We start from the raw sequence: 24068 nt of genomic DNA on the forward strand, positions 1-24068 counted from the left end.
TGGGCTCGATGCCCGTGACAGCGCTGTGCCTCAGCGGCCTTCCTGGTCGACCATGCGTGCCAGTTCGATGCGGGAGCGGACGCCGAGGGCCGCGAAGACGTTGCGCAGGTGGTAGTCGATCGTGCGGGTGCTCACGGCCAGCCGCTGGGCCACCTCGCGGTTGGTTGCGCCCTCGGCGACGTGCCGGGCGATGCGCAGCTGCTGCGGCGTGAGCAGCGACAGCCCGCCGACCGCCGCCCTCCCGGGCGCGGCTCCGTTGGCGCGTAGTTCGCCGCGCGTCTGTTCGACCCAGGCACCGGCGCCGCAGCGTTCGAAGCCGACGAGGGCGGCGCCGAGCCGGGGCCGGGCCTCGCGCAGGCGACGTCGTCGGCGCAGCCACCGGCCGTACAGAAGCTCGGTGCGGGCGCGCTCGAAGTCGCCGCCCGTCTCGTCGTGCAGGGCGAGTGCGCGCAGGTAGAAGTCGTCGGCGCCGTCCTCGGTGGCGAGCAGGGCGCGGCAGCGGGCGAGCTGGGCCGGGGCGTGCGGGTCGGCACCGAAGGCCGCCCACACGGCGAAGGCGTCGACGACCGTCCGTGCGTCCTCCGGGTGCCCGGCCAGCACCGCGGCCTCCACGAAGCAGGGCACGGCGAGCATCCACACGGCGAAGTGGCCGCGCCTGGGACCGGGCCCGACGAGCGGACCTAGCCGGTCGGCGGCCTCCAGGGGACGTCCGCGCGCCAGGTCCGCGCGGGCGGTGGCCCACTCGGCCAGCGTCGCCGCCTGGGCGAGTCCGTGGCGACGGGCGATGCTCAGGGCGGCCGAGGCGTGTCGCCCGACCGTGGCGGTGTCCCCCTCGATCGAGGCCGCGAGGGCGAGCATCGCGTGGTGGCTCGCCGCCGTGTTGCGGTGCCCTGCCGCCAGCGCGGCCCGGACGCCCTCCTCGGCGTGGGCACGAGCTTGCGCATGACGGCCGGCGCGCAGTTCGCCGTACGCCAGGTACTCCAGGGCCCGCGCCTCGAACGCCGCGCTGTCGGCGGTGCGGGCGGACGCGAGGGCGCGGGCCCCGGCGGCGCGGGCCGCTGCGACGTCCCCGAGGAGCAGCGCCGCCGACGCCGCACGCAGCAGGCGCTCCGGCCGCTGGTCGGTGCGGGCACGATCCAGTACCCGCCGCAGGGGCCCGACGGCGAGCTCCGGCCGGCGGGCCAACAGGGCGCGCATGCCGTCGCGGTAGTCCCGCACGAACGCGTGCACGGCCCACTCCCGGCCCGGCGGTGCGTCCCGGTGAGGGGGAGAGCCGGAGTGGTCCGTGGTGCCGGGCGACTCCGGGCGGCCAGGGTTGCGTACGGCGCTGTCGGCGCCGCTCTCCTGACGGCCGTCGGGTCCCCCGACCTCGCCGGTGCCCGGTCCGCGGCACGCCCCGGCGTCCGTTCCGTCGAGTGTGCTCAGGCAGGCCGCGATGTCCCCCGCCGCCCAGGCGGCGTCCGCCGCGCACAGGTGGGCCGCCTCGGCCCGTTGCGGGGCGTCGGCGGCCAGCAGCGACGCGGCCAGCAGCAGGGACTCACGGGCGTCGCCCACCGGCCCGTCGAACAACTGCCGTCCGCCGCGCGCGAGTTCGGCATGGCCACGGTCGGCGGCGGCCGATCCGGCGCCGTCTCGTCCGTTGCGGCTCCGTAAGCGGGGAGCCGTCCGCACACTGCTCCGGTCTCCGGTCATTCCCGGGACGCTACTTGCGCGTAACGAGGACCGGAAGGCTGACGTCCGCGCTCCCCGGCAGGCAAATCCCGGGTGTCACCTGCGTGTTGTCCCTGCACGGTCGCGGGGCGCCTTGTGCCGCTGCCCAGCCGCGGCCCGCCCCGGCCGTGCTCCCGCACAACGGCACCGCGCCGGCGGCGGACGTGGCACGCACGTCCGCCGCCGGCGCCCCGAATCCCTGGGGCGCTGGATCGTCAGGAGGTGTGCGGGCAGTTGCCCCGGTACTCCTCGATGGTCAGGCTCGGCCGGGGCAGCGGGCACAGGAACTGCTCGTAGCGGGTGTCGTTGTCGATGAACCGCTTGAGCCAGGAAATGCTGTACTTCGCGATCGTCGTGTTCGACGAGTTGGGCGTGAAGTGCGTCGCCGAGTTCAGCTCCAGGTAGCCCCGGTCGAGCGACGAGGACAGGCTGGAGTAGAACGGTTCGGCGTGGGAGGCGACCGGGGCGACGATGTCTCCGTCGGCTCCGAAGATCAGCGTCGGTGTCGTGACCTCGGGCCAGGTCTTGTCCAGGTTCCACGGGGTCAGCGGGATCGCCGCCTGGAGTGCCGGACGTGACTTCGCGGCCTCCAGGCTTCCGCCGCCGCCCATCGAATGGCCCATGACACCGAGGCGGCTCGCGTCGATGCGAGTGCGGACCGAGGAGCGTTCGGTGAGGTAGTCCAGGGCGGCCAGCAGCTGACGGCCGCGGGAGTCGGGCTGGTCGAGCGTGGTGAGCGTGTCGATGGTGAACACGACGAAGCCCTGCGAGGCCAGCCGCGGTCCCAGCCACGCGATCGACGACTCGTAGGCCGTGTAGCCGGGCGAGATGGCCACGGCGCCGAAGGTGCCGTCGCTGGTGGACGTCGGGTAGTAGATGGTGCCGCCGCCGAACCCGCTGACGGACAGCGAGGAGACGGACCTCTGCGACACGGCGTACGAGCCGCGGGAAGCCTCGATGCTGGAGTTGGTGGGGGCCGGGCCGCGCTCGTACGGGTTGTCCGCCGCGTGGGCCCCCGGGCCGGTCAGGGTCCCCAGGCCGACGACCGCGGCGAGCGCCGCGGCGGCGCCGGCCAGTCGCCCGGTCCGGCGCCGGGCGGAGCCGGAGGCGTGGGTACGGGAGCTGGGGCGGGTGTGGGCGTTGGATCGGGCGTGGAACTGCACGACGAGTCGTCCTCTCTGTCGCGGTAGGGCTGGCCGTGCCACTGTCAGGGCCCGGCCCTGAAGAGCGGACCGGCAATGTCACCGGTCTTGCCCGCCGCCCTTCCGCCGCCGGCTCCGGGTTCGTTCCCGAATGTGCTTTTGACCGCCCTGTGGCGACGGGACGGCGAGGTCTTCGCCGAACTGGCCCTGTCCCCCGCGGAAACGGCGACCGCGAGCCCGTACGCCCTGCACCCCGCCCTGTTCGACGCGGCTCTGCACGCCGCGCTCCTGGCCGAGGAGGCGGGCGACCGAGCGCGCGTGCCCCGCGCCCCGCTCGCCTGCACCGGCGTCACGGTGTACGCCACCGGTGCCGTTGCCGCGCGCCGCCGTACGGCGGCTCGGCCCGGACGAGTTCCGCGTCACCCTCACCGACCCGGCCGGCCCCTCGCCGAAGTCGAGTCCCTGGTCACCCGTGCCATGCCCGCCTCGGCCACCACGCCTGCCGAGACCTACCGGCTCACCTGGCGGCCCGTGGAGCCGGCGCCCGACGCCAGCGCGGAGCACGAACTGCTCGACGTGGCTCGACCGGCCGCCGCCCTGCCCGAGAACGCCACTGGGCCCGACCGGGTCCGCGGGCTTGTGACGGCGGTGCTGGAGGCGGTACGTGACTGGACCGCCGACGCTCGGCCGGGCCGTCTTCTGGTGCTCACCCACAACGCCACCGGCGACGACCCGGACCTCGCCGAGGCGGCGGTCGCCGGTCTCGTACGCAGCGCCCAGTCCGAGCACCCGGGGCGTGTCGTGCTGGTCGACCGGCGCGGAGTTGCGGCCTCACCCGGGGAACTGGAGAGGGCACTTCGGACCGGCGAACCCCAGGTCGCCCTGCGCCACGGCCTGCCTCAGGCACCCCGCATGACCCCCGCGGACCCGCCCACCGCGGAGCCGCCCGCCCTGGACCCCGAGGGCACGGTGATCGTCACCGGCGGCACCGGCGCGCTCGGCGCGAGCCTCGCCCGGTACCTGGTCGCCGAGCGCGGGGCCGGGCACCTGCTGCTGACCGGACGTAGCGGCCGGGTTCCGCACTGGGTGGCCGACCTGCCCGCGAAGGTGCGGGTGGTGGCGTGCGATGTGAGCGACCGTACGGCGGTCGACGCCCTGCTGACGTCCTGCCTTCCGGCACCGACCGCGGTGTTCCACCTCGCCGGGGTGGTGGACGACGGGGTGGTGGACGGCATGACCCCCGACCGGCTGGCGAAAGTGCTCGGGCCGAAGGCGGACGGCGCCTGGCACCTGGCACCTGGCACCTGGCACCTGGCACAAGGCACCTGGCACGAGGCTACGAAACACCTCGGCCTGTCCGCCTTCGTGCTGTACTCGTCGGTCGCCGGCGTGCTCGGCCGACCGGGCCAAACGACTCGTCTCCGTCGCCCCGCACGAACGCGAGACGGCTCTCGCCGAGCTGCGAGCCGGACGAGTCGGGAGTGAGAGCACCAAGGGGCCTCACGGCTGGTGTCGCCGCGCGGCCCGCGCACGAGCCGCCTCGTGAGCGTCCCGTAGGAGGCGGACGACCGTGTCCGCTGTCCGCTCGCCGGGATTGACGACGCAGAGCCAGCTCAGGGCGCCGTGGACGGGGTGCGGCAGGACGGTGTCGGTCGAGGTGTGGTCGCGGGGGCGGGTGATGCGACGAGGCTCCTCCCCGGTGAGTTTCTCGAATGTGGCGCGGTCGACGTGGATGTTCACGCGCCAGCGGTCCGGAGCGTCTAGGTCGCAAGCCGTGTCGTCGGGGTAGTCCTTGGTGACGACGGTTGCGTAGGGCTGGGTGTTGTGCGGGATCCGGCCGTCGGGGGCGTAGTAGAAGAACGCGTCACCCCACGCGAGCTCGGGAAAGTCGCCCTCCGGTCCCGGGAGGAGCACGAGGGCGCCGTCGAAGCCGCGCACGGTGGCGATGATCTGTTCCATACTCATGGTTCAAGCATCACCTTCAAGTGCTTCTGTGGGGTTCGGCGATGAGCGAGGCTTCGAGCGGTCCGCGGCCGGTGCCGCTGAGAACGGTCGATGTCGCTCGATCCTCGGGTTACTCGGTGCAGCAGGTCCGCGACCTGGAGCGGCTGGGAGTCATCCCCCCAGCCGCTCGGTCGAGCAATGGCTATCGCACCTACGCGTCCGTCCATGTGCGTGCCCTTGGGGCCTATCGAGGGCTCGCGAGCGCCGTGGGGCCGGTCACGGCCCGGGAGGTGCTCGGCCGACTGCGTACTCAGCCCCTCGCCGAGGCCGCCTCGGCGATCAGCGAGCTGCATGTGCGGCTCGCGCGCGAGCGCGACGAGGCGCTGCGCGCTCAGCAGGCGTTGCGGGCGATCCATGACGAGGCGGACACACCCGAGGTCGAGCACGACGGCGACGCCATGACCATCACGCAGCTCGCCGGTGCGCTCGACGTCCGCCCCTCGACCCTGCGGTTCTGGGAGGAGGAGGGGCTTGTCGTCCCCGACCGGGTGACGTCCCTGCGAGCGCGTCGCTACGGCCTCCCGGCCGTTCGAGCGGCCCGGATCGTCGCCGCCCTGCGCAACACCGGACACGGCATCCCCGCCGTGCGCGAGATCGTCGGTTCGCTCCACCGGCTGGACGGCCGGGAAGAGACCCGGCGCGTCCTGAGCGAACGCCTCGACCGGATCGCCGCACGGACCGTGGCCCTGCTCCGGGCGGGCACGGATCTGGCCGCCGTCATCACTTTGCGGGAGGAGGGAGGCTGAGGCCCGGCACGCTGCGGGCCGGCAACGGCTACCGGGAGCCGGGAGGGCGAGTTCCGCGAGGTGGACGTCCACGGAGTCGCGTGTGCAGTCGTCGCGCCCGTGGACACTGTGCCCTGACCCCTCCCACGGCAACAGGACGGTCGTCCGGCGGGTCTGCCGGCGGACGTCGGCCACCCGGGAGAAGTGGTTCGCCGGATCGTGGCGCGAACGCAGCAGGAGAGGGGTCTCTCCGGGCGACGCCCAGGGGACTGGGGCGCTACGGTTCGGCCATGAGAGCAGCGGTGCACAACCGGTACGGGCCGCCGGACGTGGTCACGGTCGCCGAGGTGGAGAAGCCGTCCGTAGGTGAGGCCGACGTGCTCGTCAGGGTCCATGCGACCACGGTGAACCGTACGGACTGTGCCTACCGTGCGGCCAAGCCGTTCTTCATGCGCGCGCTCACCGGCCTGACCCGGCCGCGGCGGGTCGTGCTCGGGACCGAGTACGCGGGTGTGGTGGAAGCGGTCGGCGGCGGTGTGACGTCGTTCGGTGTCGGCGACCGGGTGTTCGGCTACAACGAGGGCGCGTTCGGCGCTCATGCCGAGTACCTCGCGGTTCCGCAGGGCGGTGCGATCGCGGCGATGCCCGACGCGGTGACGTTCGAGGAGGCCGCGCCCGGTACCGAGGGTGCGCACTACGCGCTGGCGTTCCTGCGCGTCGCCCTAGTGCGCGCCGGGCAGGACGTCCTCGTCCACGGCGCGACCGGTGCCATCGGCTCGGCGGCCGTGCAGTTGCTCAAGCACCAGGGGGCCACCGTGACCGCGGTGTGCGACACGGCCCGCGTGGAGTTGGTGAAGGGCCTCGGCGCGGACCGGGTCGTCGACTACACAGCGCAGGACTTCACCGAGGACGAGCAGCGATACGACGCCGTGTTCGACGCGGTCGGCAAGAGCACCTTCGGCCGGTGCAGGCGGCTGCTGAAACCCGGCGGGCTGTATCTGTCGTCGGAGCTCGGCCCCGGCTGGCAGAACGTGCTCCTGTCGCTGGTGACCCCGCTGTTCCGCGGCAGGAAGGTGAAGTTCCCCTTTCCGCAGCAGAATCAGGGGATCGTGCGGCACGTCGGTGGGCTGATCGAGGCCGGCGACTTCAGGCCCGTCATCGACCGGCGCTATCCGCTGGAGCGGATCGCCGACGCCTACCGGTACGTCGAGACCGGGCAGAAGACCGGCAGCGTCGTCATCACCGTCGTACCGCCGGCCTGAGACCCCGGCGCGATCCCCGAGCGCAAGGGCCTCTGGTCGTTCAGCCCATGCGGCGCACGATCTGGGCTTCGGCTCGCTCCACGGCGCTGCGGCCGTGGGTGTGGACCAGGGCCAGGTGGTACAGGGCCGGGCTGACGGCGGCCCAGCGGCGGATGCGGTCCGGGCGCAGGAGGTAGCGGACGACGTCCGCCGGGCGGAACGGGACGTACTCGATGCTCTGGTGCTCCCACCTGTCCGCGACGCCTCGCGACATACGGGAGCGCAGCGCCTCGCCCCGCAGGCTGGTGAGGTGGGCGATGAAGTGGGCGCTCCACTGGCGCCGTTCGACGTCCAGGACGAAGGCGAGCAGGGTGAGCCCGTACTCGTGCGGCTCCAGGGAGAGTTCCTCGCGCATGCCGCGGCGTGCCGCCTCGTGGAGGTCGGGTGCGCTGCGGCCGGCCGAGTCGATGTGCCGGGAGAGCCCCTCGTTCACCGAGGAACCCCACAGGCCGGGCCCGGAGCGGACGTTGTGGGCGCGTCGGCTGACGACGAGCAGATGGTCGGCCGTGACCACGGCGACGTTCACGCCGAAGCTGCACTGCAGGAAGGCCGGGGCGTCCAGCGGGCGGTCGGGGTCGAGGTAGCGTCCGCGCGGGGTGGTCCCGTCGGGGAGCCGGCGGTCGAGCTGCTGCGCGGCGAGGAAGGTGAAGTAGTCGGTGGGGCGCAGCCGCAGGAGGACCTCGGGCTGCTCCTCGAGCGCGGTGCGGGAGATCTCCAGGCCCTCGACCGCGTAGCGGGGGCCGTTCCAGGTGCCAACGCGGGTGCCGTTCTCCTCGGCCTGCTGCTGCGCCGCCTCGATCTCCGCCCGCCAGGGCGCCATCTCCTCGGGCAGGACCGCCTCGCCGTCCAGCACCCGGACCTGGACCGACTCCGGTGCGATGGCCTGCTCCCCGTCGCCCTCCACGATGAGGGCGGAGGTGTGCAGCGGGCCGATAGAGAACGTCGACCAGGTCGACAGCGGGGAGCCGTCCTCACGGTACGTCAGACTGCGCAGCCTGGTGGCGAATCGGCGGCGGAGCCTGAACCAGGCGTCCTGGAGCGGCTGTTGGAACAGGACGGCGACGACCATGCCGCACACGGCGCCGACTATCCCGTTGACAAGATCGATTCCGGTCACAGGGTCGCAGCGTATAGCCTCCTGGCTGGTTGAGCGTCATGTTTGTGCTGGGCACTGGGGGTTGTCCCGGGCGGCAGGCCCGCGGGCTCGATCGCGCGGTGGCGCGCCTGAGCCGCCCGACGGTGTTCTCCAGGACGGGCGGCTCGTGTCGCGGGTGTTCAGAGGTCGATGTCGGCGACGGCGCTGCAGGCGTCCCGGGCCGCTGGACGGCACCGGCCGGCAGCGCCGGTGGCGGGATGCGAACCCGCGTTGCCCGCTTGCGCGGCGAAGTGGCCGCCGCCTGCGCACCTGAACACCGCAGACGCCGGCCTCCCCCGCCGGATTCCCGCATCCGGTTCATCGGGTGGCGGACCGCGCGCTTCTACGCCGCTCGGGGCTTCGGCGGCACGCACCGCCATGCGAGGACCGCGGCGATGAGACAGGCGAGGGCGCCGATCGCCATGCTGGTCCGCAGTCCGGTGCTGTGGTCGGTGGCCGTGGCGAGGAGGCTGCCGCCGAGTGCCACGCCGGTGGCGCTGCCGATCTGGCGGGTGGTGTTGAACAGGGCGGAGGCGGTGCCCGAGTAGGCCGCGGGCGCGGCACCCATCACGGTGGCGGTCGAGCCGGTCAGCGCGAAGGACGTGCCGAAGCCCGCGGCCGTCATCGGTGCCACCAGCAGGGCGTAGGCCGGGTCGGCTCCCGCGGCGGCCCAGCCGGCCAGGCCCAGCCCTGCCAGGAGCATGCCGGAGACCACCAGTGGACGGTCACCGGTTCGGCGGGTCAGCCGTCCGGACAGGACGGAGGCGAACATCGTCATCGCCACAGCGGGGAATAGCGCCAAGCCGGTTTCGAGTGCGCTGTAGCCGCGCTGGTGCTGGAATTCCAGACTGGCGGTGAAGACCATGCCGTAGAAGCCGAAGTTGAACAGCAGGCCGATGACGGCACCACCGCTCAGCGCGCGTGAGTGCAGCAGTGTCAGGGGGAGCACGGGGGCACGGGCGAGTCGCTCGCGTACCGCGAACGCCGCGGCGGCCGACACGGCCAGGCCGAGCCCGGCGAGTACCGCCGGGTCGGACCAGCCTCGTCGTCCGGCCTCGTTGAGCGAGGCTGTGAGGAGGGCCACCGACGCGACGACCGCGCACTGGGCCGGCCAGTCGAGGGCTCGGGTGGCACGCCGGGGCGAGCGGGAGACGTGTCGCAGCGTCAGTGCGAGGCAGGCCGCGCCGACCGGAAGGTTGATGAGGAACACCCAGCGCCAGCCGATCGTGGTGACGAGGAGGCCGCCCAGCAGCGGGCCGGCGGAGGCCGCGATGCCCGCCATCGAACCCCACAGCCCGAAGGCCCGCGCACGTGCGGTCGATGCCGGGTAGGACTGCTGGAGCAGGGCCAGGGATCCGGGCACGATCAGTGCCGCGCCGAGGCCTTCCACCAGGCGGGCGGCGACCAGGAAGGGGGCGTTCGGTGCGAGCGCGCACGCGGCCGAGGACACCGTGAACACGCCGACGCCCCAGCAGAAGACACGGCGATTTCCGAGCCGGTCGCCCAGCGCACCGCCCGTCAGCAGGAACCCGGCGAGGACCAGGGTGTAGCCATCGGTGATCCACTGGATGCCGGTGAGCGAGGCCGACAGTTCGCGGCCGATCACCGGGACGGCGACGTTGATGATCGTCACGTCCAGGATCACCATGAAGTACCCGGCGCAGACCGCCAGCAGCGGGGCCCAGGTACGTTGACCCGGCTCGCCCTCACCGGCCGGCTCCGCGAACGCCACGGCCAACTCCATCTCGTTCACGGGAGTAAGACGTCGAGGTCACAGTAAGGGCGGACTGCCGCATACTTCGGGATCACGGCCCCCCGGCCGGGGCTGCCGCTCTACTGCAACGCCTTCCGCGCGGCGGTCACGGCCTCCTCGTACCCGAGGGCGCCGTCGCGGTCCTTGTCGGCTTCCTCGAACGCCCGTCGGGCGTGAGCCCCGTCGATCCCGATGCCTCTGAGGGCTGCCAGGAACTCCTCGATGTCTATCCGACCGTCGCCGTCCGCGTCGCCGATGATCCTCATCTGGTCGGTGACGGCCTTGAGAGCCGGGTCCAGGGTGGTCATCTCGTCCTCCAGCCGGTCGTCTGGATGTGACTCCCTGCCAGGCTGAGTGACGACCGGGCCGCTCGCGTGCCCGGGCGGCCGTTCGAGTGACAGTCGCGTTACGCGTCCCTGGTCACGCCCGGCTCCGCCCACCGCTCCGCCTCCCGTCCCGTCGCCCGCTGTGACGCGGTTCAGCAGCGTCTACGAGATCGCCACGGCGGACGGGGCCAGTGCGCTCTCGCCGTCCTCGACGTCCCCGAGCGCGTTCTGGAGCAGTCGTCCAAGGGTCCGCCCGGTCGCTCGTGCGCGGTCGAGGCCGAGGACGGAGGTGAGGAGGTCGAAGCGGCGCCGGACGACCGGCAGTGTGTCGCCTTCGCGAGCGGCTCTTCCCACCTGCTGTTCAGGGCCGGCCACAGGTCGAGGCCGGGGTCGCCGGAGTGCGGCTCGGGGGGCGATGGCGAGCCATGGCTCACGCCGGGCGGCGAGGACGTCGTCGTAGTGCAGGTCCCAGTGCAGCATCCGGTCGCCGGGCTCGCCGAGCGGCTCGGCCACGGCCGACACCCGGTCGAGCAGGAGCCGACGAGCCGCCGGGGCGGCGAGGGCGGTGGCCGCCTGAGGGACCTGTTCGAACATCTCCGTGGCGATGCCGCCGAGGTCCCGCGGTCCCGGTGGCGCGGGTACGCGGACCAGCCGGGACCGGAGCCCGGCGAGGATGCCCATCGCGCCGCCGTCGTCCCCGATCGACGTCAGCGCGCGGGTGGCGTCCGGGCGCTCCAGGAGCATGCTCGCGCTCCGCGGATCCTGGTCGAGGAGCCGCACCGCGCCCCGGCCGTCCCAGGTGCGCAGCCCGACGAGCGCCGCGACGGTCTCCTCCGTCTGCGTCTGGAGCTTCAGCGCCGCGCGCGTGCCGTCCCGGCGCAGCACCGGCAGCACCAGCGATGCCTGCCCGGAGCCGGGTGCGCCGTCGCGTCGCAGGTCCCAGCGGTCGAGGACGTCCGTGGCGAGGGCCGGCGAACCGGCGGTCCAGGCTCTCCCCTCGTCACCGAAGGCTCTGGCGTACGACGCCGCCGGGGAGTGGGGAACCGCGACCGCATCCAGTGGGCTCACACCGGGCTTCCGGCCCGCGGCCGCCCGCCTCGTGCCTCGCCATACGTCTCCGGGGCTCGCCATACGTCTCCGGGGCTCGCCGCGTGCTGTGCGTGACATGCTGGGTAGACGGCCGAACGAGGCGAGCCGAAGGGTGGCGTACACGATGGACTGGGCTCTGTTCGCGCAGCAGATGGCGTCCATGGCGCGGGATCTGCTGGCTCAGGAGTCGGTCGACGCCACCTTGGAACGGATCACGAACTCCGCGGTCGAGCTCGTGGAGGGGTGCGACGCGGCCGGGATCCTGGTGCTGCACGGCAAACAGGTCCAGACTCTGGCGCCCACGCATGAGTTGGTCGTCGAGAGCGACAAGTTGCAGGAGCAGATGGGTGAGGGGCCGTGCTTCGACGCCGCCCGCACCAAGCAGGGCGAGCGGGTCCGCCGTATCCCCGACTTCACCGAGGAGGAGCCGCGGTGGCCCTCCTACGCACCCGAGGCCCGCAGACTCGGCATCGGCAGCATGATGGGCTTCCTGCTGTACACCGAGGACGAGGATCTCGGTGCGCTGAACATCTACTCGCGCGAGGCCGGCGCCTTCACCGAGGCCAGCGAACTGGCGGGCTGGCTGCTGGCCTCCCACGCCGCGGTCGCCTTCTCCAGCGCCCGCACGCAGGCCCAGATGGAGCACGCCGTCGCCACCCGCCACATGATCGGCGAGGCCATGGGCATCGTCATGGGCAGCCATGACCTCAGCGAGGAGCAGGCGTTCGACGTGCTGCGCCGCTACTCGCAGGAGAACAACATCAAGCTCCGCGAGGTCGCCCGGCTGATCTGCGACCACGGCGGCCTGTCCTGACGAAGGAGCGGCTCCCCCGGCTCGTGGTCTGAACCAGAGGAGCCTGGCCGGACCCGGCCCCCAGGGGAACGCCGCCGCGACCGGCCTCTTGTGCCAAGTCCCCAGCAATGTCCTTTTCACGCCGCCCGGGCCCGCACTATCGGTTCTCTTGTGCGAACAGCTGGTGGCGGCCTGCTCCAGGCTCACGCATACCACTGGAGACGATACGATACGGTCCGTTTCGCTAGGGCGCGCGACTTTCTCCTGCTCCCGCCGAGTCCGGGCACGACCCGCGCCGCGCGGGGCAACACCAGCGGCATCGCCAAGCCGACGCGGCGCCGGAGCGGCTGCGCCGCGCGCCGACGACTACCTGGTCAAGCCGGTGCGGCTGGCCGAGCTGCTGGCCCGTATCGAGGCCGTCACCCGCCGGGCCGCCACGCCCACCGCGCCGGCCGCACCCGCGCCGCGCACGGCCCGCGCCGGTGACGTCGAGGTCGATCTCGACGCGCGCCGGGTGACCGTGGGCGGTGCGGAGGTGCGGCTGACCACGAAGGAGTTCGCGGTGCTGGCCGCGCTGGCGGGCCGGGCCGGTACGGCGGTCAGCCGCCAGCAGCTGATGGACGAGGTGTGGGGCGACGCCTATCTGGCGGTGTCCCGCTCCCTCGACGTCCACCTCACCCAGCTGCGGGCCAAGCTCGGCCGCCCGGAAGTGCTGACGACGATCCGCGGCTTCGGCTACCGGTTCGGCGACTGAAGCGGGCCATGCGTACTCGGGTGCTGACCGTCGTCCTGGCCTTCGTGGTGCTCGCGGTGGCCGGTTTCGCCGTGCCGCTGCTCGGCGTCACCGCCACCCAGCGCACCGAGCAGCTGGTCGCGGCCCGCACCGGTGACCTCGACCGCTTCGCGGGGCTGGCCGAGCAGGCCGCCGAGAGCGGCGACACCGGGGCACTGACGGCCGAGGTGCGGCGGTACGCCGACCTGTACGGCGAGGCGGTCGTGGTCGTCGACGCCCGCCGCGCCCCGGTGGTGCAGGCGGGCGGCCTGCGCGCCGCGGACCCGGTCGTCGCGAGGCTGGTCGACGCGGCGCTGCGCAACCAGCGCGTCTCGCCCGGCGGCACGCTGCGCCCCTGGTCCCGGGGCGAGCGACTGCTCGCCCGCCCGGTGGGCACCGGCACCCGGGTGTCCGGTGCCGTGGTGCTGCGGGCGTCGGTACGGGCCGCCGCCGACGACATCGCCCTGCGCTGGGCGCTGGTCCTGGCCGGGGCCGGCCTGTTCGCGGTGGCCTGCGTGCTGCTCGCCCGCGCCGCGACGCGGTGGGTCGTACGGCCCCTGCACCACCTGGACCGCGCGGTCGGCGCGCTCGCGGCGGGGCTGCCTGCCGAGCACGCCCGGGCCGGCGGGCCGCCCGAGCTGCGGCAGCTGGCCACCGGCTTCAACCGCATGGCCGACACGGTGACCACGGCGCTGGAACAGCAGCGCCGGCTGGTGGCCGACACCTCGCACCAGCTGCGCAATCCGCTCGCCGCGCTGCGCCTGCGCATCGACTCCCTCCAGCCGCGTCTGCCCGACTCCGCCACCCGCACGTACACGGGCGTGACCGGCGAACTGGAACGCATGGAGCACCTGCTGGACGACCTGCTCGCCCTGGCGAACGCCGAGCACCGCGCGGGAGAGCTGACCGTGACGGACGCGCCGGAGGCGTGCTGCGACGCGACCGGGGTCGTCGAGGCCCAGGTGCAGCTGTGGCACCCGGTGGCCGAACAGGCGGGCGTCCGCCTCGCCCACGCCCCCGGCGCTCCCGTCCGCATGGCGTGCACGGAGGGTGAGCTGGCCCAGGTCGCCGACATCCTCCTGGACAACGCGATCAAATACGCCGGGCGGGGCGCCCGCGTCGAGACGCGCTGCCTCGCAGAGGGCCCGCACGCGGTGTTCGAGGTGTGGGACGACGGCCCGGGTCTCGGCACGGCGGAACTGCCGCAGGCGGGCACCCGGTTCTGGCGCTCCGAGCGCCACCGTGAGGTGCGCGGCAGCGGCCTCGGCCTGGCGATCGCCGAGCAGTTGGCGGCCGGGCGCGGCGGACACGTCGAGTTCGCGTCGGCCGAGCCGCACGGCCTGCGGGTCAGGGTCGTACTCCCGCGCGCCGACGAGGGGACGACGTCAACGGGGAAGGGGCGCACGCCGTGACCGGCCCGGCCCGCCGCACCGCCCTGCGCGCCGCCCTCGGCGTGGCGTGCACGGGGCTGCTCGCAGCCGCCGGGACGGCCGACGCCCGGCACACCGACCGGGGCCCGCAGGGCAGGCTGCGGATCGCGACCGGCGAGTCCGGCAACCTCTACGCGGCCTTCGGCCGGCTCCTCGCCGACCAGGTGCGGGCGGCCTACCCCCGGCTGTCCTGCGAGGTGGTCAACAGCGAGGCCAGCGTGGACAACATCCGCATGCTCCAGGCCCGCCGGGCCGACGTGGCGCTGTCCCTGGCCGACATCGCGTGGTCGGCGTACGACGGGTCGGCGCCGTTCGGCCGCCCGGTCCCGCTGCGGGCCATCGGCCGGGTCTACGAGAACTATCTCCAGCTCGCGGTGCGTGCCGACGCGCCGATCCGCACGGTCGCCGACCTGGCGGGGCACACGGTCTCGCTGGGCGCGCCCGCGTCCGGCGGCGCCGTGCTCGGCGACCGTCTGCTGCGGGCAGCGGGACTGACCCCTGGCGCCGACGTCCGGGTCCGGCGCCTGCTGCTGCCGCAGGCGGTGCGCGCGATGCGCGACGGCGCGATCGACGCCCTGCTGGTGTCGGGCGGCCTGCCGCTGCCGGCGCTCTCCGGGCTCGGCGCCCGGCGCGGCATACGCCTGCTGCCGCTGGCCGCGCTGCTCCCCCGGCTGCGGGCCGGCACGGAGCCCTCCGGGCCGGGCCTCGAAGCGGTGACGGTGCCGGCCGGGGCGTACCGGGGCACGCCCGAGGTGACCACGATCGGAGTCGCCAACCTGCTCCTGTGCCGCCCCGACCTGCCCTCGCCCGTCGCCGCCGCCTTCACCGACGTCCTGGTCCGCCGCGCCACGCACCTCGTCCCGGCCTCGGCCCTGGGCACCCAGTTCCTGGACGCCCGCAGCCTGATCTCGACCGGGTCCGTGCCGCTGCATCCAGGGGCGGTCGTCGCGTACCGCGAGCTGCACGGGTAGCCGTCGGCCGGGGTGGCGCCCGGTCGTGGGCCGGGTGGCGCCCGGCCGTCGACCGGGGTGTCACCGGCCCCTCCCCGCCGCTGACCTATCTTGGCCTGCATGCAGGCATACACGATCGGCCAGGCCGCACGGCTGCTGGGCGTCAGTGCGGACACCGCGCGGCGATGGGCGGACGCGGGGCGGGTGGCGACCCATCGCGACGAGAGCGGCAGGCGGCTCATCGACGGGAAGGACCTGGCCGCCTTCTCGGTGGAGCTCGCGAAGGGCGGCAGCGGCGAGGAGGACGCCTCCTACACCTCGGTCCGCAATGCCTTCCCGGGCATCGTCACCGCGATCAAGCTGGGTGACGTGGCTGCCCAGGTGGAGATCCAGGCCGGACCGCACCGGCTGGTGTCGCTGCTGACGCGGGAGGCCGTGGAGGAGCTGGGGCTCGAGATCGGGATGGAGGCCACCGCCCGGGTGAAGTCGACGAACGTGCACATCGACCGCGTGTGAGGGTGCCGAGGCCTCCCCCGTCGACGATCAGGTACTCGTCGCGGACGGGGCGGCCCGCGAACCAGGACTCCAGGATCTCCCGCGTGCCGGCCGCGCAAGGGCATTCGAACAGCGGGCCCGTACAAACGCACATGCCATGCCAGTCCTGGGATTCTGCAGCTCATGCAATGCTACAAGAGACTTTCCCTTGGCATCTGCGGCAGTATCATCAGCGCATGCACACCTACCGGTACCGGATCGGTGACGCGGCCGCGTCACCCGGCGTGAGCGCCGACACCGTCAGGCGCCTGGTGGGCGGCCGGAAAACCGACCGCCGCCCGGGACGGGCAGGGCCACGCATCATCCCCGGCCCGGCCCTCGCCGCCTGTGCCAGGCGGTCGCACCGGGTCGCGCGGGAGTCCACCGGCTCCTCGGCCCGCAACCGGTTCCCCGGCGCCGTCACCGATGTGACCCTCCGTGATGTGTCGGCGCAGGTGGGGATCCAGGCCGGACCGTTCCGGGTGATGGCGATGGTCAGCCGTGCGTCGGCCGAGGACCTTCGTCCGGTGAGCAACGTCGTAGGACCGTGAGCCAAGGTCGCAGGACCGCGGCTGTGTCCGTCAGGACCAGAGGGAGTGGACCCGTGATGACCCGTTCCGTGCGCCGGACCCGCCGGACGCTGAAGGTGACCGGCGCGGGCGCCGCCGCCCTGCTGGCCCTGAGCGCCTGCTCGTCCTCCGGCTCGGACTCCGGCAAGACGTCGGACTCGTCCGCGTCGGCGTCCGCCTCGGGCAAGCTGTCCGGTGAGGTGACCGTCTTCGCGGCGGCCTCGCTCAAGGAGAGCTTCACGACGCTGGGCAGGGAGTTCGAGAAGGAGCACCCGGGCACGAAGGTGACCTTCAGCTTCGGCGGCAGCGATGCCCTCGCCGCGAGCATCACCGGCGGTGCGCCCGCCGATGTGTTCGCCTCGGCCAGCCCGAGGACGATGAAGATCGTGACCGATGCGGGGGGCGCCGCGGGCACCCCGGCCACCTTCGTGCGCAACCGGCTGGAGATCGCGACCCTGCCGGGCAACCCCGCCGAGATCGCCTCCCTCCAGGACCTCACCAAGTCGGACCTGAAGGTCGTGCTGTGCGACAGGACGGTGCCGTGCGGTGCGGCCGCCGAGAAGGCGATCGAGGCCGGCAAGCTGCAGCTCACGCCGGTGTCCTACGAGGAGGACGTCAAGTCCGCCCTGAACAAGGTCGTGCTGAAGGAGGCCGACGCGGCGGTCGTCTACAAGACCGATGTGAAGGCGGTGGGTGACAAGGTGGAGGGCGTGGAGTTCCCCGAGTCCGCCGACGCCATCAACGACTACCCGATCACCGTGCTCAAGGAGTCGCGGAACAGCGACGCCGCCAAGGCGTTCATCGCACTGGTGCAGTCCGCCGAGGGCCAGAAGGTCCTGTCCGAGGCCGGGTTCCTCCAGCCGTGACCGAACCCGCCCCGGACAAGGCCGGCGCGGCGGACACCCTGAGCGGTGGCCCGCGGCGCGGTCGTGTCCGCGGCCGCGGGGAGCGCGGGGGCGCCCCGTTGCCGCTGCTCGTGCCCGCGCTGATCGGTCTGGCCTTCCTGGTTCTGCCGCTCGTCGCCCTGCTGATCCGCGCCCCGTGGCGCAGCATGCCCGACCTGCTGACCAGCTCCGAGGTGTGGCAGGCGCTCCAGCTCTCCCTGCTCTGCGCGACGGCGGCGACCGCGGTGAGCCTGGTGATCGGGGTGCCGCTGGCGTGGCTGCTGGCCCGGGTGGAGTTCCCGGGGCGCGGTCTCGTACGGGCCCTGGTCACGCTGCCTCTCGTCCTGCCACCGGTCGTCGGCGGTGTGGCGCTGCTGATGGCGCTCGGCCGCAACGGCGTCGTGGGCAGATGGCTCGACGACTGGTTCGGGGTGACGCTGCCGTTCACCACGGCGGGCGTGGTGGTCGCGGAGGCGTTCGTCGCGATGCCGTTCCTCGTCATCAGCGTGGAGGGCACCCTGCGGGCCGCCGACCCGCGCTACGAGGAGGCCGCCACGACGCTGGGCGCGTCCCGCTTCACCGCGTTCCGCCGGGTCACCCTGCCGCTGATCGCGCCGGGCATCGCCGCCGGTGCCGTCCTGGCCTGGGCCCGTGCGCTCGGCGAGTTCGGCGCCACGATCACCTTCGCCGGCAACTTCCCGGGCCGTACCCAGACCATGCCGCTCGCCGTGTACCTCGCCCTGCAGAACGACCCCGAAGCGGCGATCGCCCTCAGCCTGGTGCTGCTCGCCGTGTCGATCGCGGTGCTGGCGGGGTTGCGTGACCGATGGATGACCGCCTCATGACCGACACCGAGAAGACCACCGCCGCCACCCGGACCGGTGAGGGTCTTCACGCCCGGCTGGTGGTGGAGCGTGGCGCCTTCCGCCTGGACGTGCCGCTGAGCGCCGCACCCGGCGAGGTGGTCGCGCTGCTCGGCCCCAACGGCGCGGGCAAGACGACCGCACTGCGGGCCCTCGCCGGGCTCGTCCCGCTGTCCGGCGGTCATCTACGACTGGACGGCGCCGAGTTGGAGGACACGCGGCCGGAGTCCCGGCCGGTCGGGGTCGTCTTCCAGGACTACCTGCTCTTCCCGCATCTGTCCGCGCTGGACAACGTCGCCTTCGGGCCGCGCTGCCACGGCGCCACCAAGTCGGCGGCCCGTGCCCGGGCCGCCGAGTGGCTGGAGCGCATGGGGCTGACCGCGCACGCCGGCAGCAAGCCGCGCAAGCTCTCCGGCGGCCAGGCACAGCGGGTCGCCCTGGCCCGCGCACTGGCCACGCACCCGCGTCTGCTGCTGCTCGACGAACCGCTCGCCGCCCTGGACGCCCGCACCCGCCTCGACGTGCGCGCCCAGCTCCGCCGCCACCTGGCCGGCTTCGAGGCGGTCGCCGTACTCGTCACGCACGATCCGCTGGACGCGATGGTGCTCGCGGACCGGCTGGTCGTCGTCGAGGACGGCCGGGTCGTCCAGGAGGGCACGCCGTCGGACATCGCCCGCCATCCGCGCACCGACTACATCGCGCACCTGGTCGGCCTCAACCTCTACCGGGGCGAGGCGCGGGGGCACACGGTCCGCGTCGACGGCGGTCCCGCGATCACGACCACCGAGGACCTCACCGGCCCGGTGTTCGTCGCCTTCCCGCCCGGCGCGGTCACCCTGCACCGCGACCGCCCGACCGGTTCCAGCGCCCGCAACCTCTGGCGCTGCGAGGTCGTCGGCCTGGAGACCCACGGGGACCAGATCCGCGCCGACCTCACCGGCGAACTGCCGCTGGCCGCCGACCTCACGACCATCGCCGCCGCCGAGCTGGACCTGCGGCCCGGAGCCACGGTGTGGGCGACGGTCAAGGCGACCCAGACGCACGCGTACCCGGCCTGAGAGGTCGCGGCGCCCGGTTCCGCGAGGTGCGGCGGCGCCTTCGCCTCGCGGCTGCGACGGCGTTCCCGCGGGCGGCGCGCCCGCCGGGCTACCGTGGGCCGCACAGCACCACCAACAGCGACAAATCCCCCACACCTCGTGAGGCGTACGACCATGAGCCTGAGCATCCGCAACCAGATCCCCGGCACCGTCACCTCCGTCACTCCGGGGGAGGCGATGGCAACGGTCCGGGTCCGCCTCGACGGCGGTCAGGACGTCATCGCCGCCATCACCGCCGACGCGGTCAGGGATCTGGGCCTCGCGGCGGGCTCCGCCGTACAGGCCCTGGTCAAGGCGACGGAGGTCGCACTGGCCACCGGCCCGGTGGAGGGCCTGTCCATCCGCAACCGGCTGCCCGGCACCGTGCGCGAGGTCGCGACGGGCGCCGCGATGGCCTCGGTGCGCGTGTCCGTCGACGGCGGCGAGGTGACGGCCGCGATCACCGCGGACGCGGTCGGCGAACTGGGATTGGCGGCGGGCTCCGCCGTCACCGTCCTGTTCAAGTCGACCGAGGTGTCCCTCGCCGCCGTGTGAGACCCGCGTCAGCTGCCCGGGGCCTGCTGAAGCCTGGCCAGGGTCAGGACCTCACCGCCGATGCCCCACCCGCCGTCGGGAACCTCCTCGACGAGCACCAGGGTGGTGGCCCGGGCCCGCTCGCCGTAGATGCCGACGTACAACTCGGTGGCGGTGGTGACGATCTGCTCCATCTGCTCGGTGGTGAGGGTCCCGGCGGGGACCTTGAAGTTCGCGAACGGCATGTCAGGGGCTCTCTCGACTCGGTTTCGGCCGGTGGCACTTGCGAGCTCCACCCTCGGCCGGGGTCACGCCCGCCGCCAGGGCTGCGCTCACCCAGGGGTTGCCGTCCCCTGGGTGAGCGCAGCGGCCGGAGGCAGGATGGGGGTGTGAACCTCTCCGAACTCGCCGCGTTCCTCAAGTCCCGGCGCGCCCGTGTGCGGCCCGGCGATGTCGGGCTCACGGCCGGGCCCAGGCGCCGGGTGCCCGGTCTGCGCCGCGAGGAGGTGGCGCACCTGGCCGGCCTGTCCGCCGACTACTACACCGAGCTGGAACGCGGCCGTGGCGCCCAGCCCTCCGACCAGACACTGGCCGCGCTGGCCCGCGCGCTGCGGCTGAACAGGGACGAGCGCGATCACCTGTTCCATCTGGCGGACCGCCGGATACCCCCGGCCGCGCACGGCCCGGCCGCGCACGTCGAACCCGGTCTGCTGAGCCTCCTGGACCGGCTGACCACGACGCCGGCGATGGTCATCACCGCCCTGCACGAGACCTTGGCACAGAACCCCCTGGCCGCCGCTCTGGTCGGGGCGCACCCGGCGGTCTGCGGACCGCCGGGCGGCCCCACGTCCGGCTTCCTCCACCGCTGGTTCACCGAGCCGGCCTCGCGGGCCCTGTATCCGCCCGAGGACCATGCGCACCACTCCGCCGTGTTCGTCGCCGACCTGCGGGCGGTGGCCGCCCGGCGGGGCCGGGACGCCGAGGTCGACCGGATCGTGGCCGGACTGCGGCGTGCCAGCGAGGAGTTCGCCGCGCTGTGGGACACCCGTGACGTGGGCGTGCGCCGGGCCGACCACAAACGGATCGTCCATCCCGCGCTCGGGGTGATCGAGGTGGACTGCCACAGTCTGTTCAGCGAGGACGGCCACCAGCGGCTGCTGTGGTTCACGGCGCCGCCGGGCACTCAGGGCGCGGCCCGGCTCGAACTGCTCTCCGTCGTAGGACGCCAGGACATGTCGTCGGCGGACGAGGGACGGGCGGGACGAGCCGTCTGAGGCACCCGGCAGCATCGGCCGGGGCTCCCCGCGCATCCTCCCGCTGACTTCGACCACCTCCGGGCGCCGAGCGGGAACTCGTAGGCCGGCCGCCCGTTGTCGCCGCTGGCGCGGAACGACCGCCCGCCGTCGTCGACGACCAGCGTGCCCTTCCGGTCCCCGCCGGACCAGGCCGGCTCCAGGTGCCGGCACACGCCGTACGCCGACGCGTCGGCCGTGACCTCCAAGTCCTCCGGGTCCGACTCGCTCACCTTGAACGGGAAGCCCCGCTGCCCGTCCCCCGCGACGACGGTCGGCCGCGCGGCGTCGAGCGCCACGCCGAACGCATCCACTGCGACAGCGCGCCGAGCGTCACCTACTGGCAGACGGACATGGAGGACGCCCTCGACCGAGGCGCTCGCGGCCGGCCGGCGGAGGTTCGACGAGCGGGCGCCGGACACGCCGGACGAGTGGCCGAAGCGTAGCGTCGGAGGCACCGGAACGGCCCGGAAAGGAATCACGATGGAGCCCACCGGCATCACGCCCGACCTCCACGTCCCCGACATCGCCGCCGCCCGCGACTTCTGCACCGGCTACCTCGGGCTGAGCGTCCAGGACTTCGACATGGGCTGGGTCGCCCGCTACCGGTCGCCCGACGGCCGGGCGCAGATCCAGCTCGTGACCCGCGACGCGACCGCGCCCGAGCTCGCCGCCGTGTCGGTCCGCGTCGGCGCGGGCGTCGACCGGGCCTACGCCGACGCCCTCCGCCACGGTTACGAGATCGTGCACCCGCTCACCGACGAACCCTGGGGCCCGCGCAGGTTCCTCGTCCGCGCGCCCGACGGCAACGTCCTCAACATCGTCAGCCACCGGGACGACTGACGGCACCTCAGGTGCGCGGCCCCTGCTCCTGCGCGAACGCGTCCGCGGCGGCGAGGTCGAAGTCCCCGTGATCGCTGCCGAGCCCCTGCGCCACCAGGGCAGCCGCGGCGCAGCCCAGGACGGCCGACGCGTGCGGCGTGCGGCCCAGGCCCGTGCCGCGGACGAAGCCGGCCGAGAAGGCGTCGCCGCAGCCGGTGGTGTCGACGACGCCGATCGCGAAGGCGGGCACCTGCTCGGTGCCGTCCGGGGTCACCAGCAGCGCGCCGTCGCCGCCCCGGGTGACGGCGACGAGACCGGCCCCGGCGGCCAGGAGCTTCTGCGCGCCCGTGGTGAGGTCCCGCTCGCCGGTGAAGCCGAGGACCTGGTCCTCGTTGGGCAGCATGTGGTCGACGTACGGCAGGGCGGCCTCGATCTGCTCGAAGCTGCCGAGCACGCCGGGTGCCAGGAGGTCCACCGAGGTCGTCACGCCGTGTTCCCTGGCGTGCGACAGGATGCGCGTGGCGGTGTCGACGCCGATCAGCTCGGGGCCGCCGAGGTGCAGGTGGTCGGCTTCGGCGATGGCGTCCCAGGGCACGTCGTCGGCGCCGTAGGTGATGTTGGCGCCGAGGAGGTGCAGGGAGGGGCGGTCGCCGTTGGGGCGGATGGGCAGGACACTCGCGGAGGTGGCGGTGTCCGTGCGGCGGACGAGGTGCCGGGTGTCGACGCCGGCCGCGCCGAGGAGCTGGACCAGCATGTCCCCGGTGGGGTCAGCCCCGATCGCCCCCGCGCTCTCCACCGTGGCCCCGAGCTTGGCGAGGGTGAGCGCGGTTCCGCCGGCCGTGCCGGCGGCGGTCATCCTGATGTCCTCGACCAGCGTGGCGCCCTGGCCCTCGGGTATGGCCTCGACGGGCCGCACCAGCACGTCCAGCACATGCACGCCCAGCGTGACGACCTTCATCGGTTTCCCTCCTGCACGGGTGGTACGGAGCGGGTCGTGCCGTAGTTCCGGGCGAGCGCGGCCTCGATCACGGCGAGTTGCTGGTGTTCGTCGAGGACGCGGGGCGTGCCGAGGGCGGCGGCGCGCTGGTAGACACCGCAGGCCCACTCCAGCAGCAGCGCATGCTCGACGGCCTGGCCCAGGGTCGGGGCGTGGGTGAGGGCGCCGTGGCTCGCCATCAGTGCGGCGCTGCGTCCGTCCAGCGCCGTCAGGACGGACTCGGCGAGTTCGGGGGTGCCGAAGGTGGCGTACGGAGCGACGCGCACCGAGCCGCCGAGGGCGAGCAACTGGTAGTGGATGCAGGGCAGTTCGTCGAGCACGCAGGACAGCGCGGTCGCCATCGGGGCGTGGGTGTGGACGACCGCGCCGGTGCCGTAGCGGCGGTAGACGCCGAGGTGGAGGTCGAGTTCGGAGGTGGGTTCGAGGGTCCCGGCCACGACGGTGCCGTCGAGGTCGACCACGGTCACCTGGTCCGGCGTGAGTTCGGCGAGCACCGCGCCGGTGGCGGTGATCGCGACCCGGTCGTCGACGCGTGTGCTGACGTTGCCGGCCGTGCCGATGAGCAGGCCCTCCGCCCCCAGCCGACGACACGCCTCGGCCACGGCCACGCGCTCCTGACCCGGCACCGAGCTTGAGCCTGTCATGCACGCGACGCTAGCCTAAAGCTGAATCAAAGTCACGTTCACATTCGGAGGCCGCACATGGGCGATCCGACCCCGGATCCCGGCGGCACCTGGCAGGTCCCGCTGCGCCGCACACCCCAGCAGGCACGCAGCAAGGCCCGGCTCGCCCGGGTCCTCCAGGCGGCCGAGCGCGTCCTGATACGCGAGGGGGCGCAGGCGCTGACGACGACCCGGATCGCCGCGGAGGCCGAGGTCTCGGTCGGTTCGCTGTACCAGTACCTCCCCGACCGGGACGCCATCGTCGACGCTCTCGCGGCGGGATACTTCGCCCGGCTGGAGACGACCATGGACGATCTCGTCCGGGCGTCGACGACCGAGCGGTGGGAGGACCCCGTCGGCGTACTGATCGACACCTACGCCGCGATCTACCGCACCGAGCACGGCTTCCGGGCCCTGTGGTTCGGCAGCAGCCTCACCGAGCAGATCCGCACGGCCGACCGCGAGCACAAGCGGCGGATGGCGGAGGGCATCCGGCACATCCTGCCGGCGCTCGGCCTCGCCCACGACACCGAGGCGCTCGCCGACGCCTGCCATGCCGCGGTCCTCGCAGCCGACGCTCTCGCCCAGGAGGCGTTCCGCCGGGACCCCGAGGGTGATCCGGGTCTGCTCGACGAGGCCCGGATCATGCTGCGCGGGTACCTCGCCGCAGTCACCGCACGCTACCGCTGACCTGGGGCTCCACCG

Annotated in this window: 23 protein-coding genes and 4 pseudogenes; 16 read left to right on the forward strand and 11 right to left on the reverse strand. The window is 73.5% G+C overall.

Annotated elements, in window-relative coordinates; genetic code table 11:
- Positions 1-30: 30 nt before the first annotated feature.
- Positions 31-1608 (reverse strand): annotated as a pseudogene (locus tag AC3ETA_RS09790) (LuxR C-terminal-related transcriptional regulator); the annotation flags it as partial.
- A gap of 317 nt (positions 1609-1925) precedes the next feature.
- Positions 1926-2873, reverse strand: a complete 948-nt coding sequence (bdeA, locus tag AC3ETA_RS09795) for a bis(hydroxyethyl) terephthalate hydrolase (protein WP_432192422.1) — start codon at positions 2871-2873, stop codon at positions 1926-1928.
- A gap of 132 nt (positions 2874-3005) precedes the next feature.
- Between bdeA and AC3ETA_RS09800 the strand changes: the two genes are divergently transcribed.
- Positions 3006-4337, forward strand: a complete 1332-nt coding sequence (locus tag AC3ETA_RS09800) for a KR domain-containing protein (protein ID WP_432192423.1) — start codon at positions 3006-3008, stop codon at positions 4335-4337.
- A 15-nt stretch (positions 4338-4352) separates the two neighbouring features.
- Here AC3ETA_RS09800 and AC3ETA_RS09805 read toward each other — a convergent pair whose 3' ends face one another.
- Complete coding sequence (locus AC3ETA_RS09805) at positions 4353-4811, reverse strand: DUF6194 family protein (protein ID WP_432192521.1); 459 nt, start codon at positions 4809-4811, stop codon at positions 4353-4355.
- 47 nt (positions 4812-4858) lie between these two features.
- On the opposite strand from AC3ETA_RS09805, the gene AC3ETA_RS09810 reads away from it, so the two are divergent.
- On the forward strand, positions 4859-5602 hold the full coding sequence (locus AC3ETA_RS09810) for a MerR family transcriptional regulator (protein ID WP_432192424.1): 744 nt from the start codon (positions 4859-4861) through the stop codon (positions 5600-5602).
- Between the two features lie 81 nt (positions 5603-5683).
- Here AC3ETA_RS09810 and AC3ETA_RS09815 read toward each other — a convergent pair.
- Positions 5684-5881: pseudogene (locus AC3ETA_RS09815) on the reverse strand (alpha/beta hydrolase); the annotation flags it as partial.
- On the opposite strand from AC3ETA_RS09815, the gene AC3ETA_RS09820 reads away from it, so the two are divergent.
- A complete protein-coding gene (locus AC3ETA_RS09820; RefSeq protein ID WP_432192425.1) occupies positions 5872-6843 on the forward strand; it encodes an NAD(P)-dependent alcohol dehydrogenase in 972 nt (323 codons plus the stop codon). The pseudogene AC3ETA_RS09815 and the gene AC3ETA_RS09820 sit on opposite strands and share 10 nt — an antisense overlap.
- A 40-nt stretch (positions 6844-6883) precedes the next feature.
- Here AC3ETA_RS09820 and AC3ETA_RS09825 read toward each other — a convergent pair whose 3' ends face one another.
- The 4 genes and pseudogenes from AC3ETA_RS09825 to AC3ETA_RS09840 form a co-directional block, all read right to left on the reverse strand.
- Positions 6884-7999, reverse strand: coding sequence for a hypothetical protein (locus AC3ETA_RS09825; RefSeq protein WP_432192426.1), 1116 nt, complete (start codon positions 7997-7999; stop codon positions 6884-6886).
- A 361-nt stretch (positions 8000-8360) separates the two neighbouring features.
- Positions 8361-9761, reverse strand: a complete 1401-nt coding sequence (locus AC3ETA_RS09830) for an MFS transporter (protein WP_488187634.1) — start codon at positions 9759-9761, stop codon at positions 8361-8363.
- Between the two features lie 89 nt (positions 9762-9850).
- A complete protein-coding gene (locus AC3ETA_RS09835) occupies positions 9851-10078 on the reverse strand; it encodes an EF-hand domain-containing protein (RefSeq protein ID WP_432192428.1) in 228 nt (75 codons plus the stop codon).
- Positions 10079-10258: 180 nt separating this feature from the next.
- A pseudogene (locus AC3ETA_RS09840) lies at positions 10259-11164 on the reverse strand (aminoglycoside phosphotransferase family protein).
- Positions 11165-11309: 145 nt separating this feature from the next.
- Here AC3ETA_RS09840 and AC3ETA_RS09845 point away from each other — a divergent pair.
- The 10 genes and pseudogenes from AC3ETA_RS09845 to AC3ETA_RS09890 all read left to right on the forward strand — a co-directional run bounded on the left by AC3ETA_RS09845 (position 11310) and on the right by AC3ETA_RS09890 (position 19611).
- Positions 11310-11999 (forward strand): GAF and ANTAR domain-containing protein, encoded by a 690-nt coding sequence (locus AC3ETA_RS09845; RefSeq protein ID WP_432192429.1) that lies wholly within the window; start codon positions 11310-11312, stop codon positions 11997-11999.
- A 337-nt stretch (positions 12000-12336) separates the two neighbouring features.
- Positions 12337-12732, forward strand: a pseudogene (locus AC3ETA_RS09850) (winged helix-turn-helix domain-containing protein); the annotation flags it as partial.
- Positions 12733-12740: 8 nt separating this feature from the next.
- Positions 12741-14162 (forward strand): sensor histidine kinase, encoded by a 1422-nt coding sequence (locus AC3ETA_RS09855; RefSeq protein ID WP_432192430.1) that lies wholly within the window; start codon positions 12741-12743, stop codon positions 14160-14162.
- The gene (locus AC3ETA_RS09860; protein ID WP_432192431.1) at positions 14159-15151 is read left to right on the forward strand and encodes a TAXI family TRAP transporter solute-binding subunit; all 993 of its coding nucleotides are present in this window, start codon (positions 14159-14161) and stop codon (positions 15149-15151) included. The genes AC3ETA_RS09855 and AC3ETA_RS09860 overlap by 4 nt, the downstream gene beginning before the upstream one ends.
- A gap of 99 nt (positions 15152-15250) precedes the next feature.
- Positions 15251-15646, forward strand: coding sequence for a TOBE domain-containing protein (locus AC3ETA_RS09865; protein WP_432192432.1), 396 nt, complete (start codon positions 15251-15253; stop codon positions 15644-15646).
- A gap of 215 nt (positions 15647-15861) precedes the next feature.
- Positions 15862-16215, forward strand: coding sequence for a TOBE domain-containing protein (locus AC3ETA_RS09870; protein WP_432192433.1), 354 nt, complete (start codon positions 15862-15864; stop codon positions 16213-16215).
- Positions 16216-16271: 56 nt separating this feature from the next.
- Complete coding sequence (modA, locus tag AC3ETA_RS09875; protein ID WP_432192522.1) at positions 16272-17099, forward strand: molybdate ABC transporter substrate-binding protein; 828 nt, start codon at positions 16272-16274, stop codon at positions 17097-17099.
- Complete coding sequence (modB, locus tag AC3ETA_RS09880) at positions 17096-17962, forward strand: molybdate ABC transporter permease subunit (RefSeq protein WP_432192434.1); 867 nt, start codon at positions 17096-17098, stop codon at positions 17960-17962. Before modA ends, modB begins: the two co-directional genes overlap by 4 nt.
- Positions 17959-19038, forward strand: coding sequence for an ABC transporter ATP-binding protein (locus AC3ETA_RS09885; RefSeq protein ID WP_432192435.1), 1080 nt, complete (start codon positions 17959-17961; stop codon positions 19036-19038). The genes modB and AC3ETA_RS09885 overlap by 4 nt, the downstream gene beginning before the upstream one ends.
- Before the next feature lie 153 nt (positions 19039-19191).
- Entirely contained in the window at positions 19192-19611 is a 420-nt protein-coding gene (locus tag AC3ETA_RS09890) for a TOBE domain-containing protein (protein ID WP_432192436.1), read from the forward strand.
- Between the two features lie 8 nt (positions 19612-19619).
- Here AC3ETA_RS09890 and AC3ETA_RS09895 read toward each other — a convergent pair whose 3' ends face one another.
- On the reverse strand, positions 19620-19835 hold the full coding sequence (locus AC3ETA_RS09895; RefSeq protein ID WP_432192437.1) for a tautomerase family protein: 216 nt from the start codon (positions 19833-19835) through the stop codon (positions 19620-19622).
- Between the two features lie 144 nt (positions 19836-19979).
- Here AC3ETA_RS09895 and AC3ETA_RS09900 point away from each other — a divergent pair, with 144 nt between their 5' ends.
- Together AC3ETA_RS09900 and AC3ETA_RS09905 are read left to right on the forward strand one after the other, a co-directional pair.
- On the forward strand, positions 19980-20864 hold the full coding sequence (locus AC3ETA_RS09900; RefSeq protein WP_432192438.1) for an MmyB family transcriptional regulator: 885 nt from the start codon (positions 19980-19982) through the stop codon (positions 20862-20864).
- 501 nt (positions 20865-21365) lie between these two features.
- Positions 21366-21725 (forward strand): VOC family protein, encoded by a 360-nt coding sequence (locus AC3ETA_RS09905; protein ID WP_432192439.1) that lies wholly within the window; start codon positions 21366-21368, stop codon positions 21723-21725.
- Positions 21726-21732: 7 nt separating this feature from the next.
- Here the strand turns inward: AC3ETA_RS09905 and AC3ETA_RS09910 are convergent, their stop codons facing one another.
- Together AC3ETA_RS09910 and AC3ETA_RS09915 are read right to left on the reverse strand one after the other, a co-directional pair.
- A complete protein-coding gene (locus tag AC3ETA_RS09910; RefSeq protein ID WP_432192440.1) occupies positions 21733-22662 on the reverse strand; it encodes a carbohydrate kinase family protein in 930 nt (309 codons plus the stop codon).
- The gene (locus AC3ETA_RS09915; RefSeq protein WP_432192441.1) at positions 22659-23345 is read right to left on the reverse strand and encodes a class II aldolase/adducin family protein; all 687 of its coding nucleotides are present in this window, start codon (positions 23343-23345) and stop codon (positions 22659-22661) included. Before AC3ETA_RS09915 ends, AC3ETA_RS09910 begins: the two co-directional genes overlap by 4 nt.
- Before the next feature lie 57 nt (positions 23346-23402).
- Here AC3ETA_RS09915 and AC3ETA_RS09920 point away from each other — a divergent pair, with 57 nt between their 5' ends.
- Positions 23403-24053, forward strand: a complete 651-nt coding sequence (locus AC3ETA_RS09920; protein ID WP_432192442.1) for a TetR/AcrR family transcriptional regulator — start codon at positions 23403-23405, stop codon at positions 24051-24053.
- Positions 24054-24068 lie beyond the last annotated feature (15 nt).

It is taken from the genome of Streptomyces sp. bgisy027, assembly GCF_057710365.1.

Excerpts from the sequence above, each read along its gene's own strand:
- AC3ETA_RS09870 (WP_432192433.1), top strand. The coding sequence starts at position 15,862 with ATGCACACCTACCGGTACCGGATCGGTGACGCGGCCGCGTCACCCGGC.
- AC3ETA_RS09855 (WP_432192430.1), top strand. The coding sequence starts at position 12,741 with ATGCGTACTCGGGTGCTGACCGTCGTCCTGGCCTTCGTGGTGCTCGCG.
- AC3ETA_RS09885 (WP_432192435.1), top strand. The coding sequence starts at position 17,959 with ATGACCGACACCGAGAAGACCACCGCCGCCACCCGGACCGGTGAGGGT.
- AC3ETA_RS09910 (WP_432192440.1), bottom strand. The coding sequence starts at position 22,662 with ATGAAGGTCGTCACGCTGGGCGTGCATGTGCTGGACGTGCTGGTGCGG.
- AC3ETA_RS09905 (WP_432192439.1), top strand. The coding sequence starts at position 21,366 with ATGGAGCCCACCGGCATCACGCCCGACCTCCACGTCCCCGACATCGCC.
- AC3ETA_RS09830 (WP_488187634.1), bottom strand. The coding sequence starts at position 9,761 with ATGGAGTTGGCCGTGGCGTTCGCGGAGCCGGCCGGTGAGGGCGAGCCG.
- AC3ETA_RS09835 (WP_432192428.1), bottom strand. The coding sequence starts at position 10,078 with ATGACCACCCTGGACCCGGCTCTCAAGGCCGTCACCGACCAGATGAGG.
- AC3ETA_RS09915 (WP_432192441.1), bottom strand. The coding sequence starts at position 23,345 with ATGACAGGCTCAAGCTCGGTGCCGGGTCAGGAGCGCGTGGCCGTGGCC.
- modA (WP_432192522.1), top strand. The coding sequence starts at position 16,272 with ATGACCCGTTCCGTGCGCCGGACCCGCCGGACGCTGAAGGTGACCGGC.
- AC3ETA_RS09890 (WP_432192436.1), top strand. The coding sequence starts at position 19,192 with ATGAGCCTGAGCATCCGCAACCAGATCCCCGGCACCGTCACCTCCGTC.
- AC3ETA_RS09865 (WP_432192432.1), top strand. The coding sequence starts at position 15,251 with ATGCAGGCATACACGATCGGCCAGGCCGCACGGCTGCTGGGCGTCAGT.
- AC3ETA_RS09895 (WP_432192437.1), bottom strand. The coding sequence starts at position 19,835 with ATGCCGTTCGCGAACTTCAAGGTCCCCGCCGGGACCCTCACCACCGAG.
- AC3ETA_RS09920 (WP_432192442.1), top strand. The coding sequence starts at position 23,403 with ATGGGCGATCCGACCCCGGATCCCGGCGGCACCTGGCAGGTCCCGCTG.
- AC3ETA_RS09805 (WP_432192521.1), bottom strand. The coding sequence starts at position 4,811 with ATGGAACAGATCATCGCCACCGTGCGCGGCTTCGACGGCGCCCTCGTG.
- AC3ETA_RS09810 (WP_432192424.1), top strand. The coding sequence starts at position 4,859 with ATGAGCGAGGCTTCGAGCGGTCCGCGGCCGGTGCCGCTGAGAACGGTC.
- AC3ETA_RS09845 (WP_432192429.1), top strand. The coding sequence starts at position 11,310 with ATGGACTGGGCTCTGTTCGCGCAGCAGATGGCGTCCATGGCGCGGGAT.
- AC3ETA_RS09820 (WP_432192425.1), top strand. The coding sequence starts at position 5,872 with ATGAGAGCAGCGGTGCACAACCGGTACGGGCCGCCGGACGTGGTCACG.